Source organism: Hydrogenophaga sp. (assembly GCF_051860785.1).
Taxonomy (GTDB): domain Bacteria; phylum Pseudomonadota; class Gammaproteobacteria; order Burkholderiales; family Burkholderiaceae_C; genus Hydrogenophaga.
The window spans coordinates 80078-100879 of sequence record NZ_JBIMLB010000014.1 but is presented as its reverse complement, the minus strand read 5'-3'; the positions used below and the strand labels follow the sequence as shown (position 1 = coordinate 100879).

Genomic DNA, 20802 nt, shown 5'->3' with positions numbered 1-20802 from the left:
ATGGGCGAATCTCGACGTTCAGACGAAGCGGTGCAGCAAGGCCTGGCGGCTGCGGAATTCGACCCAGCGGTCCCACGCCGAGCTTTCGGCGGCATCTGCCTTCACATTCACTTCCATGCCCAGCGGTGCCAGGGCTTCGCTGAAGTCGGTGTGACCCGTGGTGGCAACGATGTCATCTTCTGCAGCCTCGGCACGCGTACGGGCCAGCGTCAGTTCGCTCATCAGGCGCGGATCGTGGCGTGCCATTTCCCACATGCGCATCTCGGCGCGGGCTTCGGCCATCGACTGCGACCAGCTGTCGAGATAGACACCGGCGCGACGCGCCAGGGAGCGGGCGGTACCGGCAAACAGCGCCAACCCTGCAAACACCACCACCCACAGCAGGACCCAGGCCAGGAAGAGGTGCCCGTCGGCCCAGGTGCTGATCACCTGATCGGCCAGCACCACCATACCCGCGACCACGGCGGCGAGCAAAAGGCCTGCCAACCCGCGCGTACCCGCGAAGCGGCTACCGGCTTCGTTGCGCGCCGAACCGGCTGCGGCGCTCAGCCCCAGGGGGGAGGAATGGGTGGATGCGAAACTGCTCATGGCGGACTCCTGAAAAGGATGAAATGTCTTTTGGACACCGCAATACTAGGGTAAACCCCAATTATTCGCCAATTTATTCTTGTGATGCCTTACATTCACACGGGTGATAAATAACCTCAATTTCCGCACACTCGACCTGAACCTGTTGCGCGTGTTCGACGAGGTGATGGCCGAGCGCAACCTCACGCGCGCGGCACACAACCTGGCCATGACACAGCCTGCGGTGAGCAACGCCCTGCGTCGCCTGCGCGAGGTCTTGGGCGACGAACTGGTGCAGCGCGCCGGCTACGGCGTGGAGCCCACGCCGACCGCGCTGGCGCTGTGGCCCACGGTGCGCGATGCGCTGCATTTGCTGCGCCAGTCCCTGGCGCCCGGCACTTTCGACCCGGCCAGCGCGCGAAACGCCTTCGTGCTGGCCATGGCCGACGCCACGGCCGCCAAGCTCGTCCCTGGCCTGATGGACATCTTTGAAAGCGAGGCGCCCGGAGCCAACCTGCGCGTGCTGCCCCTGACCACGCGGGATCCGCGCGACATGCTCGAATCGGGCCTGGCCGATCTGGCCATCGGCCACTTCCCCGGCGTGCTGGCCGAACTGGGCGCGCTGCACCTGCAGGAGCGCAACCCGCACTTCCTGCACCAGCGCCTCTACGATGGCGAGTACGTGGTGGTCATGCGCCGCGGTCATCCGCTGGCTGGCCAGACCATGAGCCTGGACACCTATTGCGAGGCGCGGCACCTGCTGGTGAGTTTCTCCGGTCGCCCGTTCGGTTTCGTGGACGAGGCGCTCGCCGCCCTGTCGCGCCAGCGCCGGGTGGTGCTGACGGTGAACCAGTTCTTCACCGCGGGACGCGTGGTCGCCACCACCGATCTGCTGACCGTGCTGCCGCGCCACTTCGTGGGCGCCACGGGTATCGAGCACGAACTGGCGCTTTGCGAGCTGCCCCTGGCCGTGCCGGCCGTGCATGTGGATTCGCTGTGGCACCGCAACGCCATGCACAACAGCGCGCACCGCTGGCTGCGCCAGGCGGTGGAGCGAGCCTCCGCCGTTGGATTCCGCACCACGCGGCCAACGGACGCGCCCGCGCCGCGCCGTTCCCGTAAGCGCCCCGCCCAAAAGCCCTGATCGACAATGCCCGCATGAACATCCAGTTGCTCAGCGACCTGCACCTCGAAGCCAACCCCGACTTCCGTCCCGAGCCTGCACCCGGCGCAGACCTGCTGGTGCTCGCGGGCGACGTGGGCTCCTACCAGAAGCGCCGTGACGGCAGCACCATGGACGAGCCCGACTGGGGCCTGGGTCGTTTTGCGGACTGGCCCGTGCCGGTGTTGTTCGTGCCGGGCAACCACGAGTACGACGCCCTCGACGTGGACGCAGCACACATCGAGCTGCGCGCGGCTTGCGAACACCTGGGGCTGATCTGGCTTGAGCGCGAGACACGCGTGCTGCAGGGTGTGCGCTTCGTGGGCACCACCTTGTGGAGCGACTACGACGCTTTGGGAGATCGTGAAAAAGCGTTCCGCGCGGCCAATCACTACCTGGTAAAGATGGCGGGCCTGCGCGATGGCCGTCTGTTTGATGCCCAGGCCATGCGCGAACTTGCGCTGGATTGCCAACAGTGGCTGAAAGAAGCGCTGACCGAAGAATTCGACGGCACCACCGTGGTGGTCACGCATTTCGCTCCCACGCTGCACAGCATGGACCCCCGCTACGGCCTGAGCCCTGGCACGGCGGGGTTCTGCAATGCGCTGGACGCGTGGTTGCCACGCGCCGATCTCTGGCTGCACGGCCACCTTCACTGCCCGACCGACATCCAGGTGGGGCGCTGCCGCATCGTGGCCAACCCGCTCGGCTACAGCGACAAGGACGAGCAGGCTGGCTTCGTGCCGCGCCAGTTGATCAGCGTGCCCGATACGAAGGGGTCTCTTGAGCCAGCGCAAAGTGGGCCGCGGCACAGGTCTTACACTGCCCCTTGACCAACCTTGAACAGGAGACCTCCATGAAAATTCTGCTGGCTGTCGACGGCAGCGCCTACACCAAGAAAATGCTGGGCTACCTCACCACGCACGATGAACTGTTCGGCGCATCCAACGCCTTCACCCTGTTGACGGTGCAGCCGCCTCTGCCTCCCCGCGCGCGCGCCGCAGTGGGTGCCGATGCGGCCAACGAGTACTACGCGGAAGAAGCTGGCAAGGTCACGGCGCCGGTGGTGAAGTTCCTCAAGCGCCACGGCATTGAGCCCAAGGTCGTCTACAAGGTGGGCTCGCCGGGCGAGCAGATCGCCAAGGTTGCCGACGCGGGCAAGTTCGACATGCTGATGATGGGCTCCCACGGCCACGGATCGCTGGGCAATCTGGTGATGGGATCTGTCGCCACGCAGGTGCTCGCGCACTGCGGCGTGCCGGTCCTGCTGGTGCGCTGACGCGCGCCGGTCAGCGGGCGCGCAGGCCTTCGAAGCAGGTGCCGAGCACCATGTCGATGATCTGCTCGCTGCTGTATTGGCCGTGGCTCTTGAGGAAACCGAGCACGGGATCGCAGGCGCGCGCGTACAGGGTGTAGAGCACGGCGATGGGCGGCAGCGCCTTGTTCAGGCTGCCGTCGGCCTGCGCGGCCGTGATCCACGCACCGAGGCGATCGCTCACGTCCATCAGCCCGTCCACGTAAGCCTTGTTGGTGGTGAGCGCTGCGCGCAGGCTGGAATTCTCACTGGGCAGCGAAGGCATCTCACCGGCCAGTTGCACTTCCAGCGTCCAGCGCGCGACCGCGCGCAACTGATCGATCGGGCGGGCATCGGCGTTGCCACCTTGCAGGCTGTCGAGAAAGGCGCGGGCGCGGTCCATGACCCGAACCATGGCCGCCGCCGCCAGATCTTCCTTGCTGGGGAAATGCTTGTAGAGGCTGGCCTTGGCGATGCCGACCTCCGCCGCCACCTCATCCACCGTCATGGCCTCGAAGCCCTTCTCGGCCAGCAGGCGGTTCACGGCAGAAACGATGGCGTCCTCGCGGGCGAGGTGCATCTGGGCGCGAAAGCTTCGTTTGGGGGGCGTTTCTGCGGCCGGCTTGAGGAGGGCGCTGGTCATGGACATCCTTGTGATCGGAGGCGAATTCTGCCTGAGTTTGACGGGTCCGTCGATATTCCTACCGATCGGTCACTTTGAATACCTGACGTCCAGACTCAGGCCGACACCGCCACGCCGGAGCGAAGGTTTTGTGCAGCGGCTCCCCGCAAGGCGGCACTCAAGCCATCCAGCACATCCGAGCTGAGGTTCCAGCAATGCCAGTACAAGGCCACGCCGAGCTGGTGGCGCGGCGCGAGGTTGACCAGTTCACCACTGACCAGTTGGTCGCGCACCCGGAGCTCGGGCAGCACGCTCACGCCCCAGCCGCCCAGCACCGCACGCACCTGGCCTTCGCTGGAAGGCACGAAGAGCTGCTTGAGCATGACCCGGGGCAGGCCAAAGGCCTTGGTCACGAAGCTGTGCTGCAGGTTGTCCTTGCGGTTGAAGGCCACAAAGGGAACCTTGTGGAAATTGTGCGCATTCAGTCCTTTGGGGCAGTGCACGGCTGCGTAATCGGCGTGGGCCACGGCCACGTAGTCCATCGTGCCCAAGGCTTCCATGCGGCATCCGCGCAAGGCCTGCCCGAGGGAGGTCACGCAGCCCAACACCTGTCCTTCGCGCAGCCACTCGTGGGTGAACTCCTGGTCGTCGGTGATGATTTCGATGGGCAGGCCGTTGCAAGCCAGTTGGTGCAGCGCCGGCAGTGCCCAGGTGGCGATGCTGTCGGCGTTGATGGCCACCGAGATGCGCTCTTCCTCCCGGCCACCGCCGGTGGAACTGGGCGCGAGTTCTTTCAGGTCTTTTTCGAGATCGGCGCGCAACAGACGCATCATCTTCGCGTGCTTGAGCATGAGCTGGCCGGCCGCCGTGGGCTTGAGCGGCCGGCTGCGCACGATCAGCACCGTGCCCACCTGGGCCTCGAGTGCGCGCAAACGCTGTGATACGGCCGACTGGGTGATCGAAAGCCGCTGCGCAGCCCGTTCGAACCCCCCCTCCTCAATGATGGCGGCCAGGCATTCAAGGGCGTCGGGATCAAATGTGCTCATGACAACTTATAAGCCGTTCTGATGTCAGTAATTTTAGTTTAATTTCACTTCACTTAGAGCCGGGTTTTTCCCATACTGCGTACCCAATTCCATTCATTTTCTGGAGCAGGCCATGCAAGTCACGGTATTGGGCGCGGGCATCATCGGGGTCAGCACCGCCTGGCACCTGCTGCAGCGGGGTCACGAGGTCACCCTGGTGGATCGACAGGAGGACGCGGCGCTGGAAACCAGCTTCGCCAACGCGGCTCAGATCTCGGTGAGCTATTGCGAACCCTGGGCCAACCGGGAGGCGCCGCTCAAGACCCTGAAGTGGATGTTCTCCGACGAGTCCCCGTTGCTGTTTCGTCCACAGCTCGACTGGGCGCAATGGCGCTGGGGCCTGCAATTCCTCGCCGAATGCAACGACGCCGCGTTCGTGCGCAACGTGGCCCAGTTGGTGGCGCTCGGCGCCTACAGCCACGCCGCCCTCAAAGACATGGTGAGCGAGACCGGCATCGAATACCACCGGCTCGAGCGCGGCATCGCGCACTATTACACCGACCAGAAATCCTTCGACGGCGCGGCTGGCGCTGCCGCGGTGATGCAGCGCTTCGGCGTGCAGCGCAGCGTGGTCTCGCGCGACGAGCTGCTGGCGATCGAGCCGGCGCTCAAGTCGTTTGCCGATCGCATCGTCGGCGGCACCTACACCAAGACCGACGAATCGGGCGATGCCCGGGTGTTCACCCAGAAGCTGGCGGCCCTGTGCGGCCAGCGTGGTGCCCGGCTGATGTTCGGCCACGACATCGAACGCATCGAGAGCGACGGCAGCGAGGTGCGGCAGGTGCGCGTGCGCGACCGTGCCACCGGCATGGCCAGCCTGCTCAAGGCCGACGCCTTCGTGGTGGCCTGCGGTTCCTACACCACGCCGCTGCTCAAGTCGGTGGGCGTGAACGTGCCGATCTACCCCGGCAAGGGCTACAGCGCCACGCTGCCGCTGATGCGGCCCCATCACGCGCCGAACGTGAGCATGATCGACGACCAGATGAAGTGCGCGGTTTCGCGCCTGGGCAGCCACCTGCGCGTGGCCGGCACCATCGAGCTGGGCGGTTTCGATCTTTCGCTCAACACACCGCTGGCGCGCAAGCGTTGCGAAATGCTGGTGCGCCGCATCGAGCAGGTGTTCCCCGGGGTGGCCGACACGCGCACGCCGGAGGAAGGCGGTGATCCGAAGTTCTGGTGCGGCCTGCGCCCGGCCACGCCGACCAACATCCCGCTGATCGGCCGCTCCAGGCTGCGCCGTCTGTGGGTGAACGCAGGCCACGGCACGCTCGGTTGGACGCACGGTGCGGGATCGGGCAAGGCCTTGGCCGAACTCATCAGCGGCGAGCAGCCTGCCATGCAGTTCGGCTTCTACGGCATGGATTCCCGCAACGGCCCGGTATCCAGCCCATTGCCCAGGCGCCTGCAGACCGATCGGGGCTGAACGAGCGTCTCAGCCCGGCCGGTGGGGTCGAAACGCGGGCATGGGCGCCACGGTGGGCGCGATGCGCTCGCCCATCCAGCGCAACAGGTCCATCCACATCTGCCGCATCTCTGCGTCCAGCGGTGTGCGAAACGCGTTGGGCAGTTCCACGGTGACCACCGGCATGCCCTGGTGCACGCCGCCATAGTTGCCCAGGCTGCCCGGAAAGATGCCCACCTGGTCCAGGTAGAGCCGGCCCAGTTGCGGCGGCGGCACACCGGGGCCATCGAAGTCCAGCACGCCGTAGGGCGCATGGATGCTGACGATGAGGTGGGGCTGGAAGCGCGCCATCTCTTCGTGCAGGAACCGTGACTCGGGCTCGGACAGCGGGCTGGGACCGGGCCAGCGGCGCGGGTCCTTGCGGGTGCGCTGCTCCCAGTACACCTTGGCGTCGCGCTTCCAGTTCGGTGTGGGGAAGTTGCGGTTGAGATCGACGCCGCGCGCGTTGGTGCGCCGCGCAGGTCGGGCCAGCAGCCCGTCGGGATTGAGCGCGGGCAGGAAGCGCCAGTGGGCGTTGACAGGTGTCTGCACGGCGTGCTGGATCCAGTGCAGCGCCACCGAGGCCGACGACAGTTCGTCGCCGTGCATCGCACCCACCACCAGCACACGAAGGCGCGCGTCCGGCCCGACGACGTCGCGCGCAAACAGAGGCCGACCCTGCACCGAACGCCCGCCGGTGTCCTTCAACTCGGCGGCATCGCACAGGGGGCGTTTGAGGTTCGGCAGGCGGGCCACAAAGGCATCGCAGGGTGATGCATCCGGCGTGGACGAGGATGTTTCCATGCCGCGCGGGGCTGCGTGGATGCTCACTGCCGTCAGACCAAGCGCCAGCGCCCACAGCCCGTTGCGGGCGAGCTCATTCATCGCGCTCACCGGCCTCGTACAAGGTCTCGCGACCCATGCGGTCCAGGATGAGCTCGGCCGTCCAGGGCAGCATGAGCGCACCGCAACGGCTGTCGCGGTACATCCGCTCCAGCGGCAGGTGTTTCATCATGCTCTGGCCGCCGCAGGTGCGGATGGCGAGGCGTGCGATGTCGTTGGCGCCCTCCATCACGCTGTAGTGCGCGGCGTACAGGCGCAACTTCTCGTCCTTCGACGGGTTGGGTCGTGCCTCGGCGATGGCGCGGGCAAAGATGCTCTTCATATTTTCGAGCTGGATGCGCATCTGCGCCACCGCGATCTGTTTGGTGGGGTATTGCCGGCGCTTGACCGGTGGCTCGCCCTCGACCTCGCCACGCAGGTACTGCACGGTGAAGTCGTAGGCCGCATTGGCCAGGCCCAGGTAGGTGGGCGAAAGGGTGAAGAACATGGCCGGCCAGGTCTGTGCGCCCTTGAAGTAGATGCCGCGCGGCATGAGCTGCTCCGCGTCGCTCACGAACACGTCCTTGAAAGCGAGGTTGCGGCTGACGGTGCCACGCATGCCCAGCGGGTCCCATTCGCCGCTGATGGAGAAGCCCTCGCTGGTGGCCGGCACGCTGATGTAGAGCGTGTCGCGCGCGTCGGGGTGGTCATCGCCCTTGTCTTCGGTGCAGAGGATGCCGTAGTAATCGGCCGCGCCGGAGAGGCTGGCGAAGATCTTGCGGCCGTTGACGAGCCAGCCGCCATCGACCTTTTTTGCCGTGGTGCCAAAGGGCGCCCGGCCGGCGGCGGCGGCGCTGCCTTCGCTGAAAGGCTGCGCGTAGATGGCACCGTCGTTCACGATGCGGCGGAAGTGCAGCTCGCGCCGCGCCAGGTGCTCGGCGCGCTGCGCGTCGGTCATGGCGATACCGTCGGCGAGCACGCCGGTCCACATGGTGCTGCAGATGTGCATGTTCCAGGTGAGCGCGGTAGCGCCGCAGAAGCGCCCGATTTCGGCCGCCACCATCATGTAGGTGGTGTAGTCGGCGCCAAGGCCTCCGTGAGAAGTGGGCACGCAGAGCTTGAGGAAACCGGCCTCACGCAGGTCCTTGTAGTTCTCGAAGGGAAAGCTGGCCTCGCGGTCCCACTGAGCGGCGCGCGCGGCAAAGCGGTCTCGGCCCAGCGCATGGGCGCGGGCCAGCAGCTCGCGCTGCAGGGGGGTGAAGGGCAGGTCGCCCACGGCGGGTGTGAAATCCAGGCCGGTGGCGGCAGCGGCAGGCAAAGGCATGTTCATGGCGTGTCTCCGTCGGCTCAGTGGGTGCCCTGTGTGGCCACGGGCAGGGGTTCGCGCAGGAAGTGAATCAGCAGCGCATCGAATTCGTCGGGCGCTTCCAGGTTCATCAGGTGACCAATACCGGCCAGCTCTGCATAGCGCGCCTGTGGAATGGCCTGCGCCATCTGCTTCATGACCGCTGGCGAGCCCACGCGGTCGAACTCGCCGCCGATGAGCAGCGTGGGCACGCGGATGTCGGCCAGTGCGTGCTGCCGGTCGAAGGTCACCAGGCAGTCGAGCGCGCGGCGGTAGGTGGCCGCAGGCACACTGGACATGCAGTGCTCGGCCAGACGCAGGCCTTCAGGCAGGGCGCCCGGACCGACCATCTGCGGCACGAGCTTCTGCGCCACATCGGCCATGCTCTTGCCGGCATCCAGCGGCGCGGTGCGCTGGTTCACGAATTCGCGTGCCCAGGCGTCGGCACTGCGGCCATCGGTGCGCTTGCCGAATGCGGCCGAGGTGCCGCAGAGCACCAGCCGGTTCACGCGATCGGGCCGGCGTGCCATCACTTCCTGCGCCACCATGCCGCCCATGCTGTGGCCAAGCAGGGTCACGTGTTCGCATTGCAAAGCGTCGATCAGGTCCACGCAGCTCTGCGCGAGGCCTTTGAAGGTGTAGGGCTCGATGGGTGCGCTGTGGCCGTAACCCGGCATGTCCCAGGCCACGGCACGAAAACCTGCGTTGGCCAGCGTTTCAACCTGGGGTGAGAAAGCGAGGTGGCCACCGCCGATGCCGTGCAGCATGAGCACAGTGGGACCACTGCCGAGCATGGTGAAGGCGGGTGTCATGACGCCCCCACGCTTGTCGCTGCGCGTACTGCGCTGTCCCCCAAGGGGGCTGGCCTTGCTTGGGGCGGCCCTGCGCGGCGGCCGTTCATGCGACCACCTTGCCCGCGTCGATCACCGCCGTGCCATCGAGCGTCACGGTGCAATGGCGCAGAGGGAAATCGAAATGGCCGCGCGTGTGGCGCCCTGCCACCTCGTTGGCGCCGGTGCTGTAGAGGAAGTTGCCGGCGAAGGCGCGCAGTTCGGTGCCGTTGAAATCGCGCTTGTCGTAGAGCGCCATGCTGTCCCAGCGCGCAGCCTCGTTCAAACCGTATCCGACGTGGCTGACGGCATAGGCCTCCTTTTCACCCCACGCCGCGTAGTGGCTGCGCAGCAGCTCGGCGTCCACGCCGCTTCCATCAATGCGCATCACATGGTCGTCCTCGATGGTGAGCGTGATGGCACGCTCGATGTAGCGCTTGAAGGTCAGGTTCACGTCGCCCTCGGCCAGCACCAGGGTACCGTTGACGCTGCCTGCGGAGGGAAACGCCAGCACCATGCCACCAGGCCAGTGGGTCAGTGTGCCGGCGCGGGTGGTGGTGCCCCAGTTGCCACCTGCCACCGCGCCCTGGAGCGAGATCGAGAGATCGGTGCCTGCAGGCGAGGTTACGTGCATGGCCTTGGCACCACGCACACGTTTCACATGTTCCTTCACACGTGCTTCGGTGGCGCCGTCGGGCAGCAGGCGAACCAGCGCTTCAGGGTGCTCGTTGCTCACGTAGACGATGCGCGGCTGCGTGGTCCCGTTGCCCTTGAGGATCGCAGGCAGTTCGGGCGCGTGCATCAGGCCCTCGACCGTGCAATCCACCACCAGCGTGCAACCCGCGAGCGCGGCGATCACCGGCGCGAGTTGCTGGATCGCCGGGCTGGCGCCGGTGGACCGCGAAACCGGTTCGCTGGCACTGAACACAGATGGCAGCACGAGCGTGAATATCCGCACGCCCAGGCGGCTCGCGGCGAGCCGGGCGAGCTCCAGCAGCACCGTGCGGCTCTGGGTTTCACCGAGAATGGCCACAGTGTCGCCCGGCTGGAGTGCGCAGCGGCGCAACACCGTTTCGAAGGCGTCAATCCAGGCGGGTTCGATCCGCTCCTGCAGCATGAAGTCTCCTTTTTGGTGGTGGTGTTGCCATTATTCATGAATTTTCATATAAATTCCAACCATGTCACCCGCTCGCTCCGCTGGCCTGCAAGCCAGGCCTCCTGATTTCTCGGTGCACGATTTCCGCGCCTCCCTGGGCATGTTCGCCACAGGCGTGACCATCGTGACCGCGCGCACCGATGCGGGAGAGCTGGTGGGTCTCACGGCCAATTCGTTCAACTCGGTCTCGCTGAGTCCGCCGCTGGTGCTCTGGAGCCTGGGCCGGGCCGCCGGCTCGCTGGCGGTGTTTTCCAACGGGGGGCACTACGCCATCAACGTGCTCGCGGCCGACCAGCAAGCCCTGGCCGAGCGCTTCGCCACGCGCGGCGCCGACCGCTGGACCGGTGTGGGCTTCAGCACCGGCCCGAGCGGTGCACCTGTGCTCGATGGCGCGGCCGCCAGCTTCGAATGCTTCAACCGCAGCCAGTACGCCGAGGGTGATCACGTGATTTTTGTGGGTGAAGTCGAGCGTTGCAGCCACCGGCCCAACGCATCGCCGCTGCTGTTTCACGGTGGCCGCTTCTACGCTGAACATCCCTTGTGAGCAAAGCCGGGCCAGCCGCAGGGCCGCTCCCAAGGCGGGCCCAGCCCCCCCGGGGGGCAGCGATCCGCAAAGGGGTGGAGCGTGGGGGCTCCCAGGCCGCAGTGCCGGGCCGCCCCAAGCCAGGCCAGCCCCCCCGGGGGGCAGCGACCCGCGCAGCGGCGGAGCGTGGGGGCTCCCGCTTCGTCGACGAATATCTGGGCTATCTCCTGGGCCAGGCCAACCACGCCCTGTTCAAGGATTTCGACGACGTCGTGCGCGAAGCCGGGCTGGGCTCACTCGAGTGGCGGGTGCTCGCGGTGCTCGAGTCCCAGGCGCCGATCAGCGTGGGCCAGCTCACGCAGGACGTGCTGAGCCTGCAACCCACGGTGACCAAGCTGGTGCAGCGCCTGGCCGCGCAGGGCTGGGTGGTGCTGCGCGACGACCCCGCCGACCAGCGCCGCACGCTGGTGGCCATCACGCCAGCCGGGCAGAAGAAGGTGGCGCCACTGATCTTGCAGGCGCGTGCCCATGAGACCACCGTGCTCGCCGGCCTGAGCGCAGCCGAGGTGCGCCGGCTCAAGGCGCAGTTGCGCCGTCTGGCGCAACCGGACTAAGCACCGACAATCCCTTCCCATGACCGCTGCCACTGCCCAACGAAAGGCGCACCTGGATGCGCTTGCCATCACGCTGCTCATTCTCTGCTGTGCCTTCTGGGGCTTCCAGCAGATCCTTATCAAGTACGCGGTCCGGGAGATTCCTCCCTTGTGGCAGGCCTCCCTGCGCATGTGGGGCGCCACTGCCCTGCTCTGGGCCTGGTGCGCGGCGCGCGGGGTGCCGCTGTTCGAGCGCGACGGCACCTTGCGCGCTGGTGTCCTGGCCGGCCTGCTGTTCGCGGGCGAATTCTGTTTCATCTACCTCGGCCTGATGCACACCAGCGCCTCGCGCCTGACGGTATTCCTCTACACCAGCCCTTTCGTGGTGGCGATCCTGCTGCCGCGCGTGGTGCCTGGTGAACAGCTGCGCCGCATCCAGTGGGCCGGAATGGTGATCGCGTTTGCGGCCGTGGCCATCGCCTTCAGCGAAGGTTTCCTGCACACCTCGCCCGTGGCTGGCCAGTGGCGCGGCGACCTGATGGGCCTGGCAGCCGGCGTGCTCTGGGGACTGACCACGCTGACGATTCGCGCCACTCGCCTGACCAGCGCAAGCGCAGAAAAGACGCTGTTCTACCAACTGGCCGTCACCGCGCTGGTGGCTCCGCTGCTCTCGGTGGCGCTCGGCGAGACCTGGGATGTCAACTATTCGGCGCTGGCGTGGGGCTCGGTGGTGTTGCAGACCGTGGTGGGCGCCTTCGCCAGCTACCTCACCTGGATGTGGATGCTGCGCCACTACCCGGCCACGCAGATGTCGACCTTCACGTTCCTCACACCGGTTTTCGCGCTGGTGTTCGGCATTGTGCTGCTGGGCGAGCCGCTCACCCCGCAGCTGGTGGTGGCTCTGACTGGTGTGGCGCTGGGGATCGTGCTGGTGTCCCGACGCTGATGCCGGCCGGATCGGCGTCGAAGTGCGCGCGCAGCGCTGCCAGCGCATGGCGCACTTTGGCCGGGAGTTCGTCGCGACGGGGTGTGACTGCGAAGACCGGAATGGGCGCGAGTTGCCAGCCGGGCAACACCGGTACCAGTCTGCCCTGAGTCATCGCGACCCGGGTGTCCTTGGTGACGGCGATCTGGATGCCCCAACCAGCCTCGGCCATGGCCTGCAGCGCGACTACCTGACTCGCCTGCACGCGCGCCTGCAGGCGCACGGTCTCATGTTCACCATGTGCGTTGGTCAGTTCCAGGGTTTCGGCACTGCCCTGCCGGGGCGGCAGACCCAGCCAGTCATGCTGTGCGAGATCGCGGGGATGCTGCGGCCAGCCGCGTTCAGCCAGGTAACGTGGCGCAGCGCACAACTGCCGAGGCAGGTGGCCCAGGGGCCGGGCCACCTGCGACGAATCCGGCAGCGGGCCCGTGCGCAAGGCCATGTCCACGCGAGAAGCCAGCAGATCGATCCGCGTGTCGTCCAGCAGCAGATGCAGGCGCAGGCGAGGATGCCGACGCAGCGGCTCGAGCGCCGTGGCCAGCAGTTCGCCGAAGCCGATGGGCGCGGCCAGCCGCAACTCGCCCTCGGGCTCGTCGCGCAGGCGTTCCAGCGCCTGATCGGCGCTGCGGGCCTGCGCCACCATGGCCGCGCACGCGGGGTAGTAGCGCTCACCCGCCTCGGTGAGCGTGATGCGCCGCGTGGAGCGGTTCAACAGCACCAGGCCCAAGGCCTGCTCGAGCAGTCGCAATTGCTGGCTGAGCGCCGACGGCGTGCTGCCGACACGGCGCGCCGCCGCGCTGATCGAGCCGCTGTCCACGATCTCGGCAAACAGGGCCATGCGCTTGAGCTTGTCGGTCCAGGTGGTGGTTTCGCTCATTCGTTAGATTTTCTACATAAAGATAGATGAAATTGCCTTCTACCGCCGATTTTATGTAGCTGTGACACTAACTGTCATCGCAACCCTTTGAAAAGGACCTCATCATGAAAATCGCCCTGATCGGTGGCACCGGCTTCGTCGGCAGCGCCGTGCTGACCGAATTGCTCTCCCGCGGCCACGCTGTGACCGCACTCGCGCGCCACCCCGAAAAGCTGGCTGCCCAGGCCACGCTGAAGGTGGTGAAGGCCGACGTCGCCCAGGCTGCGGAGGTGGCTTCGGCCGTCACCGGCCACGACGCCGTGGTGAGCGCCTACAACCCGGGCTGGGGCGAAGCGGACATCTTCCGCCTGTTCGGCCGAGGCTACGACGGCATCCTGGCGGGTCTGAAGCAGGCGGGTGTGAAACGCGTGCTGGCCGTGGGCGGCGCGGGCAGCCTGGAAGTGGTGCCCGGCCTGCAACTGGTGGATACGCCGGAGTTCCCAGCCGAATGGAAACAGGGCGCACTCGCCGCGCGCGACCTGCTCACACGCCTGCGCAACGAGACCGCGCTGGACTGGACCTTCCTCTCACCGCCGATCGCGCTCGCACCGGGCGAACGCACGGGCCAGTACCGCGTGGGTGGCGACCAGTTGCTGCCCGGTCAGGGCGAACAACCGGCCGGCATTTCGGTGCAGGACCTGGCGGTGGCGATCGTGGACGAGATCGAGAAACCCAAGCACGTGCGCCAGCGCTTTACGGTAGCGAACTGAGCGTCCCGAACACCCGCGAAGCCGCGAAGCTCACATACCACTCCAGGCATCCTGGATTGGCCATGGCCTCGCGGTTGATGACTTTCTCCAGCGGCTGACCCAGCAAGAGCTTCTTGATCGGCAGTTCCTGCTTCTTGCCCGAGAGCGTGCGTGGAATCTCGGCGACCTGGAACACGTCGTTGGGCACGAAGCGCGGGGAGAGCGCGGTCTTGATGCGGTCGACGATGCGCTGCCGCGTTGCATCGTCCAGCTGGTGGCCTTCGCGCAGCACCACGAAGAGCGGCATATAGCTCTCGCGGCCCAGGTATTCCAGGTCCACCACCATCGAGTCCATCACCTCGGGCAGGGCCTCCACCGCGCTGTAAAGCTCGCTCGTGCCCATGCGCAGGCCGTGTCGGTTGATGGTGGCGTCGGAGCGGCCGTAGATGACGCAGGAGCCGTCCGGGTGGATGCGCAGCCAGTCGCCGTGTCGCCAGACCGCGCCCGCCTGTGCATCGAGATCACCGCCACCGGGCTTTCGCCCCTGGCCAGGCGGGTAGGTGTCGAAATAGCTGCCGATCAGCCGGCGGTTGTCGACGTCGCCCACAAAGTACAGCGGCATCGAGGGAATGGGTTGCGTGCACACGAGTTCCCCCACCTCGTCCATGACAGGTTGCCCCTGCTCGTTCCAGGCCTCGACTGCGCAGCCGAGCAGGCGGCACTGCATGCGGCCTGGGGTCTGCGGCAGTTCGCGATGGCCACCGATGAAGGCACCAGCGAAGTCCGTTCCGCCCGAGATGTTGCACCACCAGATCTCGCCCCCACGCTCCGCCGCTGCGCGGGTCGCTGCCCCCCGAGGGGGCTGATCCGGCTTGGGGCGGCCCGGCGCCGGATCGTCGCGCAGGGCCGCGATGCGGGCGAACTGCTCCGTGCCCCAGCGCTGTGCGTCTTCAGACAGGGGTGAGCCGGTGGTGCCGAGCGCGCGCACGGCCGAGAGATCGCCGCAGGTGGAGAGGTCCACACCCGCCTTGAGGCAGTTGGCGAAGAACGCCGCGCCGGCACCGAAAAAGGTCACGCCTTCCTCGGCGGCGAAGCGCCAGAGCGTGGTCCAGTCCGGGCGTTCCTTGCTGCCGCCCGGGTTGCCGTCGTAGATCACGCAGGTGGTGCCGTTGAGCAGTCCGCTGGTCTGCGCGTTCCACATCACCCAGCCGGTGGAGCTGTACCAGTGGTAGCGCTCGCCCCAGCTGTTGGGGGCGTAGCTGCAGCCGATGTCGTTGTGCAGGATCTTCAGTGCCAGCCCCACGATGAGTGTGCCGCCGTGGCCGTGCACGATGGGCTTGGGCAGGCCGGTGGTGCCACTGGAATAGACGATCCACAGCGGGTGATTGAACGGCAGCCACAGGGGTTCGAAGGCGTGCACGCTGTCGTCGTCGCGCGCGGTGGCAGCCGTGAACCCCGTGCAGGGCGCGGCGCGTTGAAGGGCCTCGGCCTGCGCCGTATCGCCTTCAGCCAGGTTGGTGTGCAGCACCACGTGGCGCACGGTGGGCAAGGCCGCGCGCAACTGCGCCACCACGTCGAGCCGGTCGAAATCGCGCCCGCCGTACGTCACGCCGTCGCAGGCGATGAGCACCACCGGCTCGATCTGGCGGAATCGGTCGAGCACCGCGTTCGTGCCCATGTCGGGTGCGCAGATGCTCCAGACGCCACCGATGCTCACGGTGGCAAGAAAGGCCACCATGGCCTCGGGAATGTTGGGCAGGTAGGCGGCCACGCGGTCGCCCGGCTTCACGCCCTGGGCCTGCAGGTGCAGCGCAAGCGATGCCACCTGGCGCTGCAACTCGGGCCAGCTCAGCTCGGTGCGACGGCCTTTTTCATTGCGGCTGACCACGGCCGCAAAACCGGCCGCGTGCGCGGGCCGTGCATGGCGCATCACCTGCTGCGCGTAGTTCGCCTGCGCGCCAGGAAACCAGTTCGCACCCGGCATCACGTTAGTAGCCAGCACCGCCGTGTGCGGCGTGGGCGACTGCAGTTCGAAATAGTCCCAGATGCTTTGCCAGAAGGCATCAAGCTCGGTGGTGGACCAGCGCCACAGCGCGTCGTAGCTGTCGAAGCGCAGGCCTCGGTGTTCGGTGAGCCATTGTTGGTAGAGGCGGATCTGGGGCACATAGGGCGCGGTCATGGGCCGAGCTTAGTTCGCGCCCTTGCGGAGGGTGCCTAGGGTTTGCACGGTTGGGGCAGCGCAATGCCATTGGGAGCACAATGCCCGTCGGCGCGAGAGGCGCCGTTTCCAATACACACGACGAGGAGGCAAGCATGGGCATGTTCAACTGGACCGAGAAACCGGCTTCGACGCTAGCCGGCGGCGGCGTGATCGCGCCCGACGAACGCCTGCCCTGGCCGCAGACCGGGGTGATGGGTGTGCAGCATGTGATTGCCATGTTCGGCGCCACCGTGCTGGCGCCGTTGCTCATGGGGTTCGACCCCAACGTCGCCATCCTCATGAGCGGCATCGGCACGCTGATCTTCTTCGTCATCACCGGCGGCAAGGTGCCGAGCTACCTGGGGTCGAGCTTCGCCTTCATCGGCGTGGTGATCGCGGCCAGCGGCTACGCGGGCCCGGGCCTCAACACCAACCTGGGCGTTGCGCTGGGCGGCATCATCGCCTGCGGGGCGATCTACACGCTCATCGGCTTCATCGTGCACCTGACCAACGTGCGCCACACGCGCACCACGCCCATCAAGGGCATGGAGGTCGAGGAAGTGGAAAACGATGTCGCCGTGCACTGGATCGAGCGCTTCATGCCACCGGTGGTGACCGGTGCGGTGGTGGCCGTGATCGGCCTGAACCTCGCGGCCATCCCGATCAAGAACATGGCGCCCACCGGCTTCGATGCGTGGATGCAGGCCGTGACCTTCGTGAGCGTGGGCCTGGTCGCCGTGTACACGCGCGGCATGACGCAGCGGCTCCTCATTTTGGTCGGCCTCATCGTGGCCAGCCTGATCTACGCGGTGCTCACCAATGGCTTGGGGCTGGGCAAGCCGATCGACCTCTCGGCGCTGGCCACGGCACCGCTGTTCGGCCTGCCCAGGTTCGCCGCACCGGTGTTCGAGATCCAGGCCGTGCTGCTGATTGCCCCGGTGGCGCTGATCCTGGTGGCCGAGAACCTGGGTCACATCAAGGCGGTGAGTGCCATGACCGGGCGCGACCTGAACCCCTACCTCGGCAAGGCCTTCATCGGTGACGGCGTGGCCACCATGGTCAGCGGCGCCTCGGGTGGCACCGGCGTGACCACCTACGCGGAAAACATCGGCGTGATGGCCGCGACCAAGATCTATTCCACCGCCATGTTCGTGGTGGCCGCATGCGTGGCCATCGTGCTCGGCTTCAGCCCCAAGTTCGGCGCACTGATCCAGGCCATTCCACTGGCGGTGATGGGCGGCGTGTCCATCGTGGTGTTCGGTCTGATCGCCATTGCCGGCGCGAAGATCTGGGTCGACAACAAGGTGGACTTCTCGGACAACAAAAACCTGCTGGTGGCGGCGATCACGCTGATCCTCGGCACCGGTGAATACACGCTGAAGTTCGGCAGCTTTGCCCTGGGCGGCATCGGCACCGCCACCTTTGGCGCCATCCTGCTCTACGCCTTGTTGAACCGTCGCAAAGGCTAGCAAGTCCTCAGGGCGCCTGCGGCTCGGCCTGAGGCTTGGCGGGCGCGCTCAATGCGCCGCCGATTTTCGCGCCCAGCACGGTGCCGATCCCTGGCAACACCGCCGTGCCCGCCACCGCGCCGGCAATGGCTCCCCAGGCCACGGCAAAATCCGGCTGACGGGTGGGGCCCTTCACCGTGAACGGCACCTCGACCACGCCGCCACCTGTCTCGACCTTGCCCTCGGCATCGATCTGGCGGCGGTAGAGCGTGGCCCGGCCATGCGCCATGTAGGGGCCCGAGACAGCTTTCACTTGCGTGAACTCGGTCCTCATGCCCTGCTGGGTGTTCTGCGTGTCCATCACGCCGGTCAGGCTCTCCAGCGCGGTTTCGCCCGCGCGGTCTTCGCCCAGGGACTTGACGGCTTTTTCCATGTCGAAGCGCAGGATCTTCGCGCGCTCCACCCGCAGCACGCTGCGCGTGTGCAGCGAGCGGAAGAGCTCGGCGTAGCTGTCGCCGTCGGCGCGCAGTTCGGTCTTACCGGACGCAAAGCCACCGATGGGCGAGCGGCGATTGAAGGCCTTGAGCAGCGATTCCACCTCCACGTTGCGTGGCGCGAGCTCGCCCTCGAGGCTCATGCGGCCTTCGGGCGTGGTCGTCAGGCGGGCCTGTCCTTCTGCCGAACCACCGGCCGCCTGCAGTTGCAGCTGGTAGGTGTGAGCGCCGCCCTCGGCGGTGCCTTCCCGCGTGGCTTCCAGCAAGGTGGGCTGCTCCATCTCGGGCCGGCGGATCATCACGCGCTCGGGCAGGCGGTCGGCACCGAATAGCATCTCGCCCGCGTACACCACGGGGATGCCGCTGTAAGAGATGTAGGTGACGTCGTTGAACGAGAGTTCACGCAGCAACAGGCTGCCCCTGGAGGCCTGTTCCCTCCCTCGGTACGCGGCCAGGGCGTTGCGCGGCACCTCGGCGCCGTCCACCTCCAGGCGGTCGATCACGAGTTGCCGGTGAAGCAGGGGCAGGAGTTCGGGGTGGACACTCAGGCGGCGGATGCGGATGGGCTCGGGCTGCACGGTGTGCGCGTCCCTCAACTCGAGCATGGCACCGCCGAACACCCGCCACTGAACTGCGCCGACGACCAGCTTCTGCCCCAGGCGCGCCTCGAACTCGGCCTCCACGCGGCGCGCGAGCTCATCATCGGACGGCAGCCATGCCATCAGCGCCAGCCATGCGGCGGCCAGCAGCGCTGTGAGGCTGGCTGCGGCAACGGCCCAACGGCGGTTTGCGGGTGTCATGGGATGGTGTGCTCCAGACCCGATGGTGCGCGCGCGACGCGCTGCGGTCTGTAGGCGCACGCCGCGTCCTATAGTGACGCTCATGGTCACAGGAGAACACCATTGAGCGTCTGGAAAAAACCCATCTCGGTCGAAGAACTCACCCGCATCCACGACAACACCGCCGTGCGTCAACTGGGCATCGAGTTCCTGGAAGTCGGTGACGATTTCATCACCGCGCGCGTGCCGGTGGACACGCGCACGAAGCAGCCTTACGGCCTGCTGCACGGCGGCGTGAGCGTGGTTTTGGCGGAAACGCTGGGTTCGTGCGGCGCGGCCTACAGCTGCCCGGAAGGCCACCGCGCCGTGGGGCTGGACATCAACGCCAATCACCTGAAAGGCGCCACCAGCGGCTGGGTGACCGGCGTCACACGGCCGGTGCACATCGGCCGCACCACCCAGGTCTGGCAGATCGACATGACGAACGACGCGGGCGAACTCACCTGCGTTTCGCGCATCACGATGGCGGTGCTAGCACCGCGCTGATCAGCGCCGCTCGCAGCGGCCTTGTGAAGTAGCCGCCCCCCGGAAATCGCTGGTCCAGGTCTGGCTGGCGGTGTCGATCTGGATGCGCTCGTTGTCCACCGCGGTGAGGATCACCGTGTCCCGCACCGTGAAGGTGTAGACCGGCACGCCATCGATCTGCACCGTGCGCACGCGCTGCTGGTCGTAGCCGATGCTCACCAGGCGCGTCCAGGTGGTGCGCGCGGGCAGGTAGACCACCTCGCAGTTCAGCGACACTTCCTGAGCCGGTTTCTGCTTCTCGGCTTTCGGCCCCTTGCCTCCCTGCGCGCACGCCAGGCCTGTGGCGAGCGCGAGCAAGCCTGCCAGCCAGCCACTTGGACTCATGATGCGTCGGCCCGGGCCAGACGCTCGCTCTTCCAGTACACGTCGTCGCCCCCGTTCATGCGGTTGAGCACCCGCGCCAGCACGAACATCAGGTCCGACAGGCGGTTGAGGTACTGGCGCGGTGTCTCTTTGAGCGTTTCCTCGTGGTCCAGGGCCACCACGGCGCGTTCGGCGCGGCGCGCCACCGTGCGGCACACATGCGCCAGGCTGGCCGCGCGGGTGCCTGCGGGCAGGATGAATTCCTGCAGGCGAGGCAGCTTCTCGTTGTAGGTCTCCAGCGCCTCGTCGAGCGCAAGGACAGCCTCGGGTTTGAGCAACTCGAAACCGGGAATGGACAGCTCGCCGCCGAGGTTGAAAAGCTGATGCTGGATCTCGACCAGCAGTTCACGCACGTCATCGGCCATGTCCTCGCACAGCAGCACGCCGATGTGGGAGTTGAGTTCGTCCACCTCACCCATGGCGTGCACGCGCAGGCTGTTCTTGGACACGCGTGTGTTGTCGCCAAGGCCGGTGGTGCCGGCGTCGCCGGTGCGGGTAGCGATCTGGGTGAGTCGGTTGCCCATGAAAGTCCTTGGGAAATGGGATGCAGGCACCGATTGTCCTTGAGGTGGACACCGCACCGGGAACCCGTAACCGGATGAGGGGGAATGTGTCTTGCGCAAAGGTATCTTGAAGAGCGCAACCGCTGGCAAAAGCGCTTGGCTCGTCGACCGGACGCGTGCGTAATGCGACTTCGTCCACAGACACATGGAATTGCCGGATGTCCCGTTTTCGACTTCAGTCCCCTCTGTCCATTTCGGATTTCGAGAAGCGCAGCGTCCAGCTGATGGCGGCATGTGCCTTGAGCCTTGCCGGCATTGCCGCAGCGCCGGTGGCTCCGCCCACCCCACACGCGCTTTCCGTTTTCACACCGTCTCGACTCAACACACAGACACGCCCTCC

At 66.6% G+C, this 20802-nt stretch carries 22 protein-coding genes; 10 read left to right on the top strand and 12 right to left on the bottom strand.

Annotated features, from left to right (window positions below; all coding sequences use genetic code 11):
- Window positions 1-18 precede the first annotated feature (18 nt).
- Window positions 19-588: a hypothetical protein gene (locus ACTIF6_RS17995; protein WP_439589298.1), complete on the bottom strand. Its 570-nt coding sequence runs from the start codon at window positions 586-588 to the stop codon at window positions 19-21.
- 106 nt (window positions 589-694) lie between these two features.
- Between ACTIF6_RS17995 and ACTIF6_RS17990 the strand changes: the two genes are divergently transcribed.
- The 3 genes from ACTIF6_RS17990 to ACTIF6_RS17980 are packed head-to-tail and all read left to right on the top strand — an operon-like array spanning window position 695 to window position 3008.
- A complete protein-coding gene (locus ACTIF6_RS17990) occupies window positions 695-1711 on the top strand; it encodes a LysR family transcriptional regulator (protein ID WP_439589333.1) in 1017 nt (338 codons plus the stop codon).
- 14 nt (window positions 1712-1725) lie between these two features.
- The gene (locus ACTIF6_RS17985; RefSeq protein WP_439589297.1) at window positions 1726-2562 is read left to right on the top strand and encodes a metallophosphoesterase; all 837 of its coding nucleotides are present in this window, start codon (window positions 1726-1728) and stop codon (window positions 2560-2562) included.
- Between the two features lie 23 nt (window positions 2563-2585).
- Entirely contained in the window at window positions 2586-3008 is a 423-nt protein-coding gene (locus ACTIF6_RS17980) for a universal stress protein (protein ID WP_439589296.1), read from the top strand.
- 10 nt (window positions 3009-3018) lie between these two features.
- Here ACTIF6_RS17980 and ACTIF6_RS17975 read toward each other — a convergent pair whose 3' ends face one another.
- Complete coding sequence (locus tag ACTIF6_RS17975; protein WP_439589295.1) at window positions 3019-3666, bottom strand: TetR/AcrR family transcriptional regulator; 648 nt, start codon at window positions 3664-3666, stop codon at window positions 3019-3021.
- A 95-nt stretch (window positions 3667-3761) separates the two neighbouring features.
- Window positions 3762-4691, bottom strand: coding sequence for a LysR family transcriptional regulator ArgP (locus tag ACTIF6_RS17970; RefSeq protein WP_439589294.1), 930 nt, complete (start codon window positions 4689-4691; stop codon window positions 3762-3764).
- A gap of 112 nt (window positions 4692-4803) precedes the next feature.
- Between ACTIF6_RS17970 and ACTIF6_RS17965 the strand changes: the two genes are divergently transcribed.
- Window positions 4804-6153, top strand: a complete 1350-nt coding sequence (locus ACTIF6_RS17965) for a D-amino acid dehydrogenase (RefSeq protein WP_439589293.1) — start codon at window positions 4804-4806, stop codon at window positions 6151-6153.
- Between the two features lie 9 nt (window positions 6154-6162).
- On the opposite strand, the gene ACTIF6_RS17960 is transcribed toward ACTIF6_RS17965, so the two are convergent.
- The 4 genes from ACTIF6_RS17960 to ACTIF6_RS17945 form a co-directional block, all read right to left on the bottom strand.
- A complete protein-coding gene (locus ACTIF6_RS17960; RefSeq protein WP_439589292.1) occupies window positions 6163-7056 on the bottom strand; it encodes a M14 family zinc carboxypeptidase in 894 nt (297 codons plus the stop codon).
- Entirely contained in the window at window positions 7049-8317 is a 1269-nt protein-coding gene (locus ACTIF6_RS17955; protein ID WP_439589332.1) for an acyl-CoA dehydrogenase family protein, read from the bottom strand. Before ACTIF6_RS17955 ends, ACTIF6_RS17960 begins: the two co-directional genes overlap by 8 nt.
- 23 nt (window positions 8318-8340) lie before the next feature.
- Entirely contained in the window at window positions 8341-9150 is an 810-nt protein-coding gene (locus ACTIF6_RS17950) for an alpha/beta fold hydrolase (protein WP_439589291.1), read from the bottom strand.
- Window positions 9151-9235: 85 nt separating this feature from the next.
- The gene (locus ACTIF6_RS17945) at window positions 9236-10285 is read right to left on the bottom strand and encodes a peptidase M29 (protein ID WP_439589290.1); all 1050 of its coding nucleotides are present in this window, start codon (window positions 10283-10285) and stop codon (window positions 9236-9238) included.
- Between the two features lie 61 nt (window positions 10286-10346).
- Here ACTIF6_RS17945 and ACTIF6_RS17940 point away from each other — a divergent pair, with 61 nt between their 5' ends.
- From ACTIF6_RS17940 to ACTIF6_RS17930, 3 genes are all read left to right on the top strand, one after another.
- On the top strand, window positions 10347-10868 hold the full coding sequence (locus tag ACTIF6_RS17940; protein ID WP_439589289.1) for a flavin reductase family protein: 522 nt from the start codon (window positions 10347-10349) through the stop codon (window positions 10866-10868).
- Between the two features lie 101 nt (window positions 10869-10969).
- Entirely contained in the window at window positions 10970-11461 is a 492-nt protein-coding gene (locus tag ACTIF6_RS17935) for a MarR family winged helix-turn-helix transcriptional regulator (protein ID WP_439589288.1), read from the top strand.
- Between the two features lie 19 nt (window positions 11462-11480).
- On the top strand, window positions 11481-12386 hold the full coding sequence (locus ACTIF6_RS17930) for a DMT family transporter (RefSeq protein ID WP_439589287.1): 906 nt from the start codon (window positions 11481-11483) through the stop codon (window positions 12384-12386).
- Here ACTIF6_RS17930 and ACTIF6_RS17925 read toward each other — a convergent pair.
- On the bottom strand, window positions 12319-13302 hold the full coding sequence (locus tag ACTIF6_RS17925; RefSeq protein ID WP_439589286.1) for a LysR family transcriptional regulator: 984 nt from the start codon (window positions 13300-13302) through the stop codon (window positions 12319-12321). The genes ACTIF6_RS17930 and ACTIF6_RS17925 overlap by 68 nt on opposite strands.
- A 104-nt stretch (window positions 13303-13406) precedes the next feature.
- Here ACTIF6_RS17925 and ACTIF6_RS17920 point away from each other — a divergent pair, with 104 nt between their 5' ends.
- On the top strand, window positions 13407-14051 hold the full coding sequence (locus ACTIF6_RS17920; protein ID WP_439589285.1) for an NAD(P)-dependent oxidoreductase: 645 nt from the start codon (window positions 13407-13409) through the stop codon (window positions 14049-14051).
- Here the strand turns inward: ACTIF6_RS17920 and ACTIF6_RS17915 are convergent.
- A complete protein-coding gene (locus tag ACTIF6_RS17915; RefSeq protein WP_439589284.1) occupies window positions 14035-16209 on the bottom strand; it encodes an acetoacetate--CoA ligase in 2175 nt (724 codons plus the stop codon). The two genes, ACTIF6_RS17920 and ACTIF6_RS17915, sit on opposite strands and share 17 nt — an antisense overlap.
- 134 nt (window positions 16210-16343) lie before the next feature.
- Here ACTIF6_RS17915 and ACTIF6_RS17910 point away from each other — a divergent pair, with 134 nt between their 5' ends.
- Complete coding sequence (locus tag ACTIF6_RS17910) at window positions 16344-17699, top strand: solute carrier family 23 protein (protein ID WP_439589283.1); 1356 nt, start codon at window positions 16344-16346, stop codon at window positions 17697-17699.
- 7 nt (window positions 17700-17706) lie between these two features.
- Here the strand turns inward: ACTIF6_RS17910 and ACTIF6_RS17905 are convergent, their stop codons facing one another.
- Window positions 17707-18972 (bottom strand): hypothetical protein, encoded by a 1266-nt coding sequence (locus ACTIF6_RS17905; protein ID WP_439589282.1) that lies wholly within the window; start codon window positions 18970-18972, stop codon window positions 17707-17709.
- Between the two features lie 102 nt (window positions 18973-19074).
- On the opposite strand from ACTIF6_RS17905, the gene ACTIF6_RS17900 reads away from it, so the two are divergent.
- Window positions 19075-19497 carry a hotdog fold thioesterase gene (locus ACTIF6_RS17900; RefSeq protein ID WP_439589281.1) on the top strand — a complete coding sequence of 141 codons (423 nt, stop codon included), beginning with the start codon at window positions 19075-19077 and terminating at the stop codon, window positions 19495-19497.
- Here the strand turns inward: ACTIF6_RS17900 and ACTIF6_RS17895 are convergent, their stop codons facing one another.
- Window positions 19498-19860, bottom strand: a complete 363-nt coding sequence (locus ACTIF6_RS17895) for a hypothetical protein (protein WP_439589280.1) — start codon at window positions 19858-19860, stop codon at window positions 19498-19500. It abuts the gene before it with no gap.
- Window positions 19857-20423, bottom strand: coding sequence for a cob(I)yrinic acid a,c-diamide adenosyltransferase (locus ACTIF6_RS17890; protein WP_439589279.1), 567 nt, complete (start codon window positions 20421-20423; stop codon window positions 19857-19859). The genes ACTIF6_RS17895 and ACTIF6_RS17890 overlap by 4 nt, the downstream gene beginning before the upstream one ends.
- Between the last annotated feature and the right edge of the window lie 379 nt (window positions 20424-20802).

What these genes read in the sequence shown, in the direction of transcription:
- ACTIF6_RS17905 (WP_439589282.1), bottom strand. Translation starts at nt 18,972, where the DNA reads ATGACACCCGCAAACCGCCGTTGGGCCGTTGCCGCAGCCAGCCTCACA.
- ACTIF6_RS17910 (WP_439589283.1), top strand. Translation starts at nt 16,344, where the DNA reads ATGGGCATGTTCAACTGGACCGAGAAACCGGCTTCGACGCTAGCCGGC.
- ACTIF6_RS17930 (WP_439589287.1), top strand. Translation starts at nt 11,481, where the DNA reads ATGACCGCTGCCACTGCCCAACGAAAGGCGCACCTGGATGCGCTTGCC.
- ACTIF6_RS17975 (WP_439589295.1), bottom strand. Translation starts at nt 3,666, where the DNA reads ATGACCAGCGCCCTCCTCAAGCCGGCCGCAGAAACGCCCCCCAAACGA.
- ACTIF6_RS17970 (WP_439589294.1), bottom strand. Translation starts at nt 4,691, where the DNA reads ATGAGCACATTTGATCCCGACGCCCTTGAATGCCTGGCCGCCATCATT.
- ACTIF6_RS17920 (WP_439589285.1), top strand. Translation starts at nt 13,407, where the DNA reads ATGAAAATCGCCCTGATCGGTGGCACCGGCTTCGTCGGCAGCGCCGTG.
- ACTIF6_RS17980 (WP_439589296.1), top strand. Translation starts at nt 2,586, where the DNA reads ATGAAAATTCTGCTGGCTGTCGACGGCAGCGCCTACACCAAGAAAATG.
- ACTIF6_RS17985 (WP_439589297.1), top strand. Translation starts at nt 1,726, where the DNA reads ATGAACATCCAGTTGCTCAGCGACCTGCACCTCGAAGCCAACCCCGAC.
- ACTIF6_RS17895 (WP_439589280.1), bottom strand. Translation starts at nt 19,860, where the DNA reads ATGAGTCCAAGTGGCTGGCTGGCAGGCTTGCTCGCGCTCGCCACAGGC.
- ACTIF6_RS17890 (WP_439589279.1), bottom strand. Translation starts at nt 20,423, where the DNA reads ATGGGCAACCGACTCACCCAGATCGCTACCCGCACCGGCGACGCCGGC.
- ACTIF6_RS17940 (WP_439589289.1), top strand. Translation starts at nt 10,347, where the DNA reads ATGTCACCCGCTCGCTCCGCTGGCCTGCAAGCCAGGCCTCCTGATTTC.
- ACTIF6_RS17945 (WP_439589290.1), bottom strand. Translation starts at nt 10,285, where the DNA reads ATGCTGCAGGAGCGGATCGAACCCGCCTGGATTGACGCCTTCGAAACG.
- ACTIF6_RS17915 (WP_439589284.1), bottom strand. Translation starts at nt 16,209, where the DNA reads ATGACCGCGCCCTATGTGCCCCAGATCCGCCTCTACCAACAATGGCTC.
- ACTIF6_RS17925 (WP_439589286.1), bottom strand. Translation starts at nt 13,302, where the DNA reads ATGAGCGAAACCACCACCTGGACCGACAAGCTCAAGCGCATGGCCCTG.
- ACTIF6_RS17995 (WP_439589298.1), bottom strand. Translation starts at nt 588, where the DNA reads ATGAGCAGTTTCGCATCCACCCATTCCTCCCCCCTGGGGCTGAGCGCC.
- ACTIF6_RS17965 (WP_439589293.1), top strand. Translation starts at nt 4,804, where the DNA reads ATGCAAGTCACGGTATTGGGCGCGGGCATCATCGGGGTCAGCACCGCC.
- ACTIF6_RS17950 (WP_439589291.1), bottom strand. Translation starts at nt 9,150, where the DNA reads ATGACACCCGCCTTCACCATGCTCGGCAGTGGTCCCACTGTGCTCATG.
- ACTIF6_RS17955 (WP_439589332.1), bottom strand. Translation starts at nt 8,317, where the DNA reads ATGCCTTTGCCTGCCGCTGCCGCCACCGGCCTGGATTTCACACCCGCC.
- ACTIF6_RS17960 (WP_439589292.1), bottom strand. Translation starts at nt 7,056, where the DNA reads ATGAATGAGCTCGCCCGCAACGGGCTGTGGGCGCTGGCGCTTGGTCTG.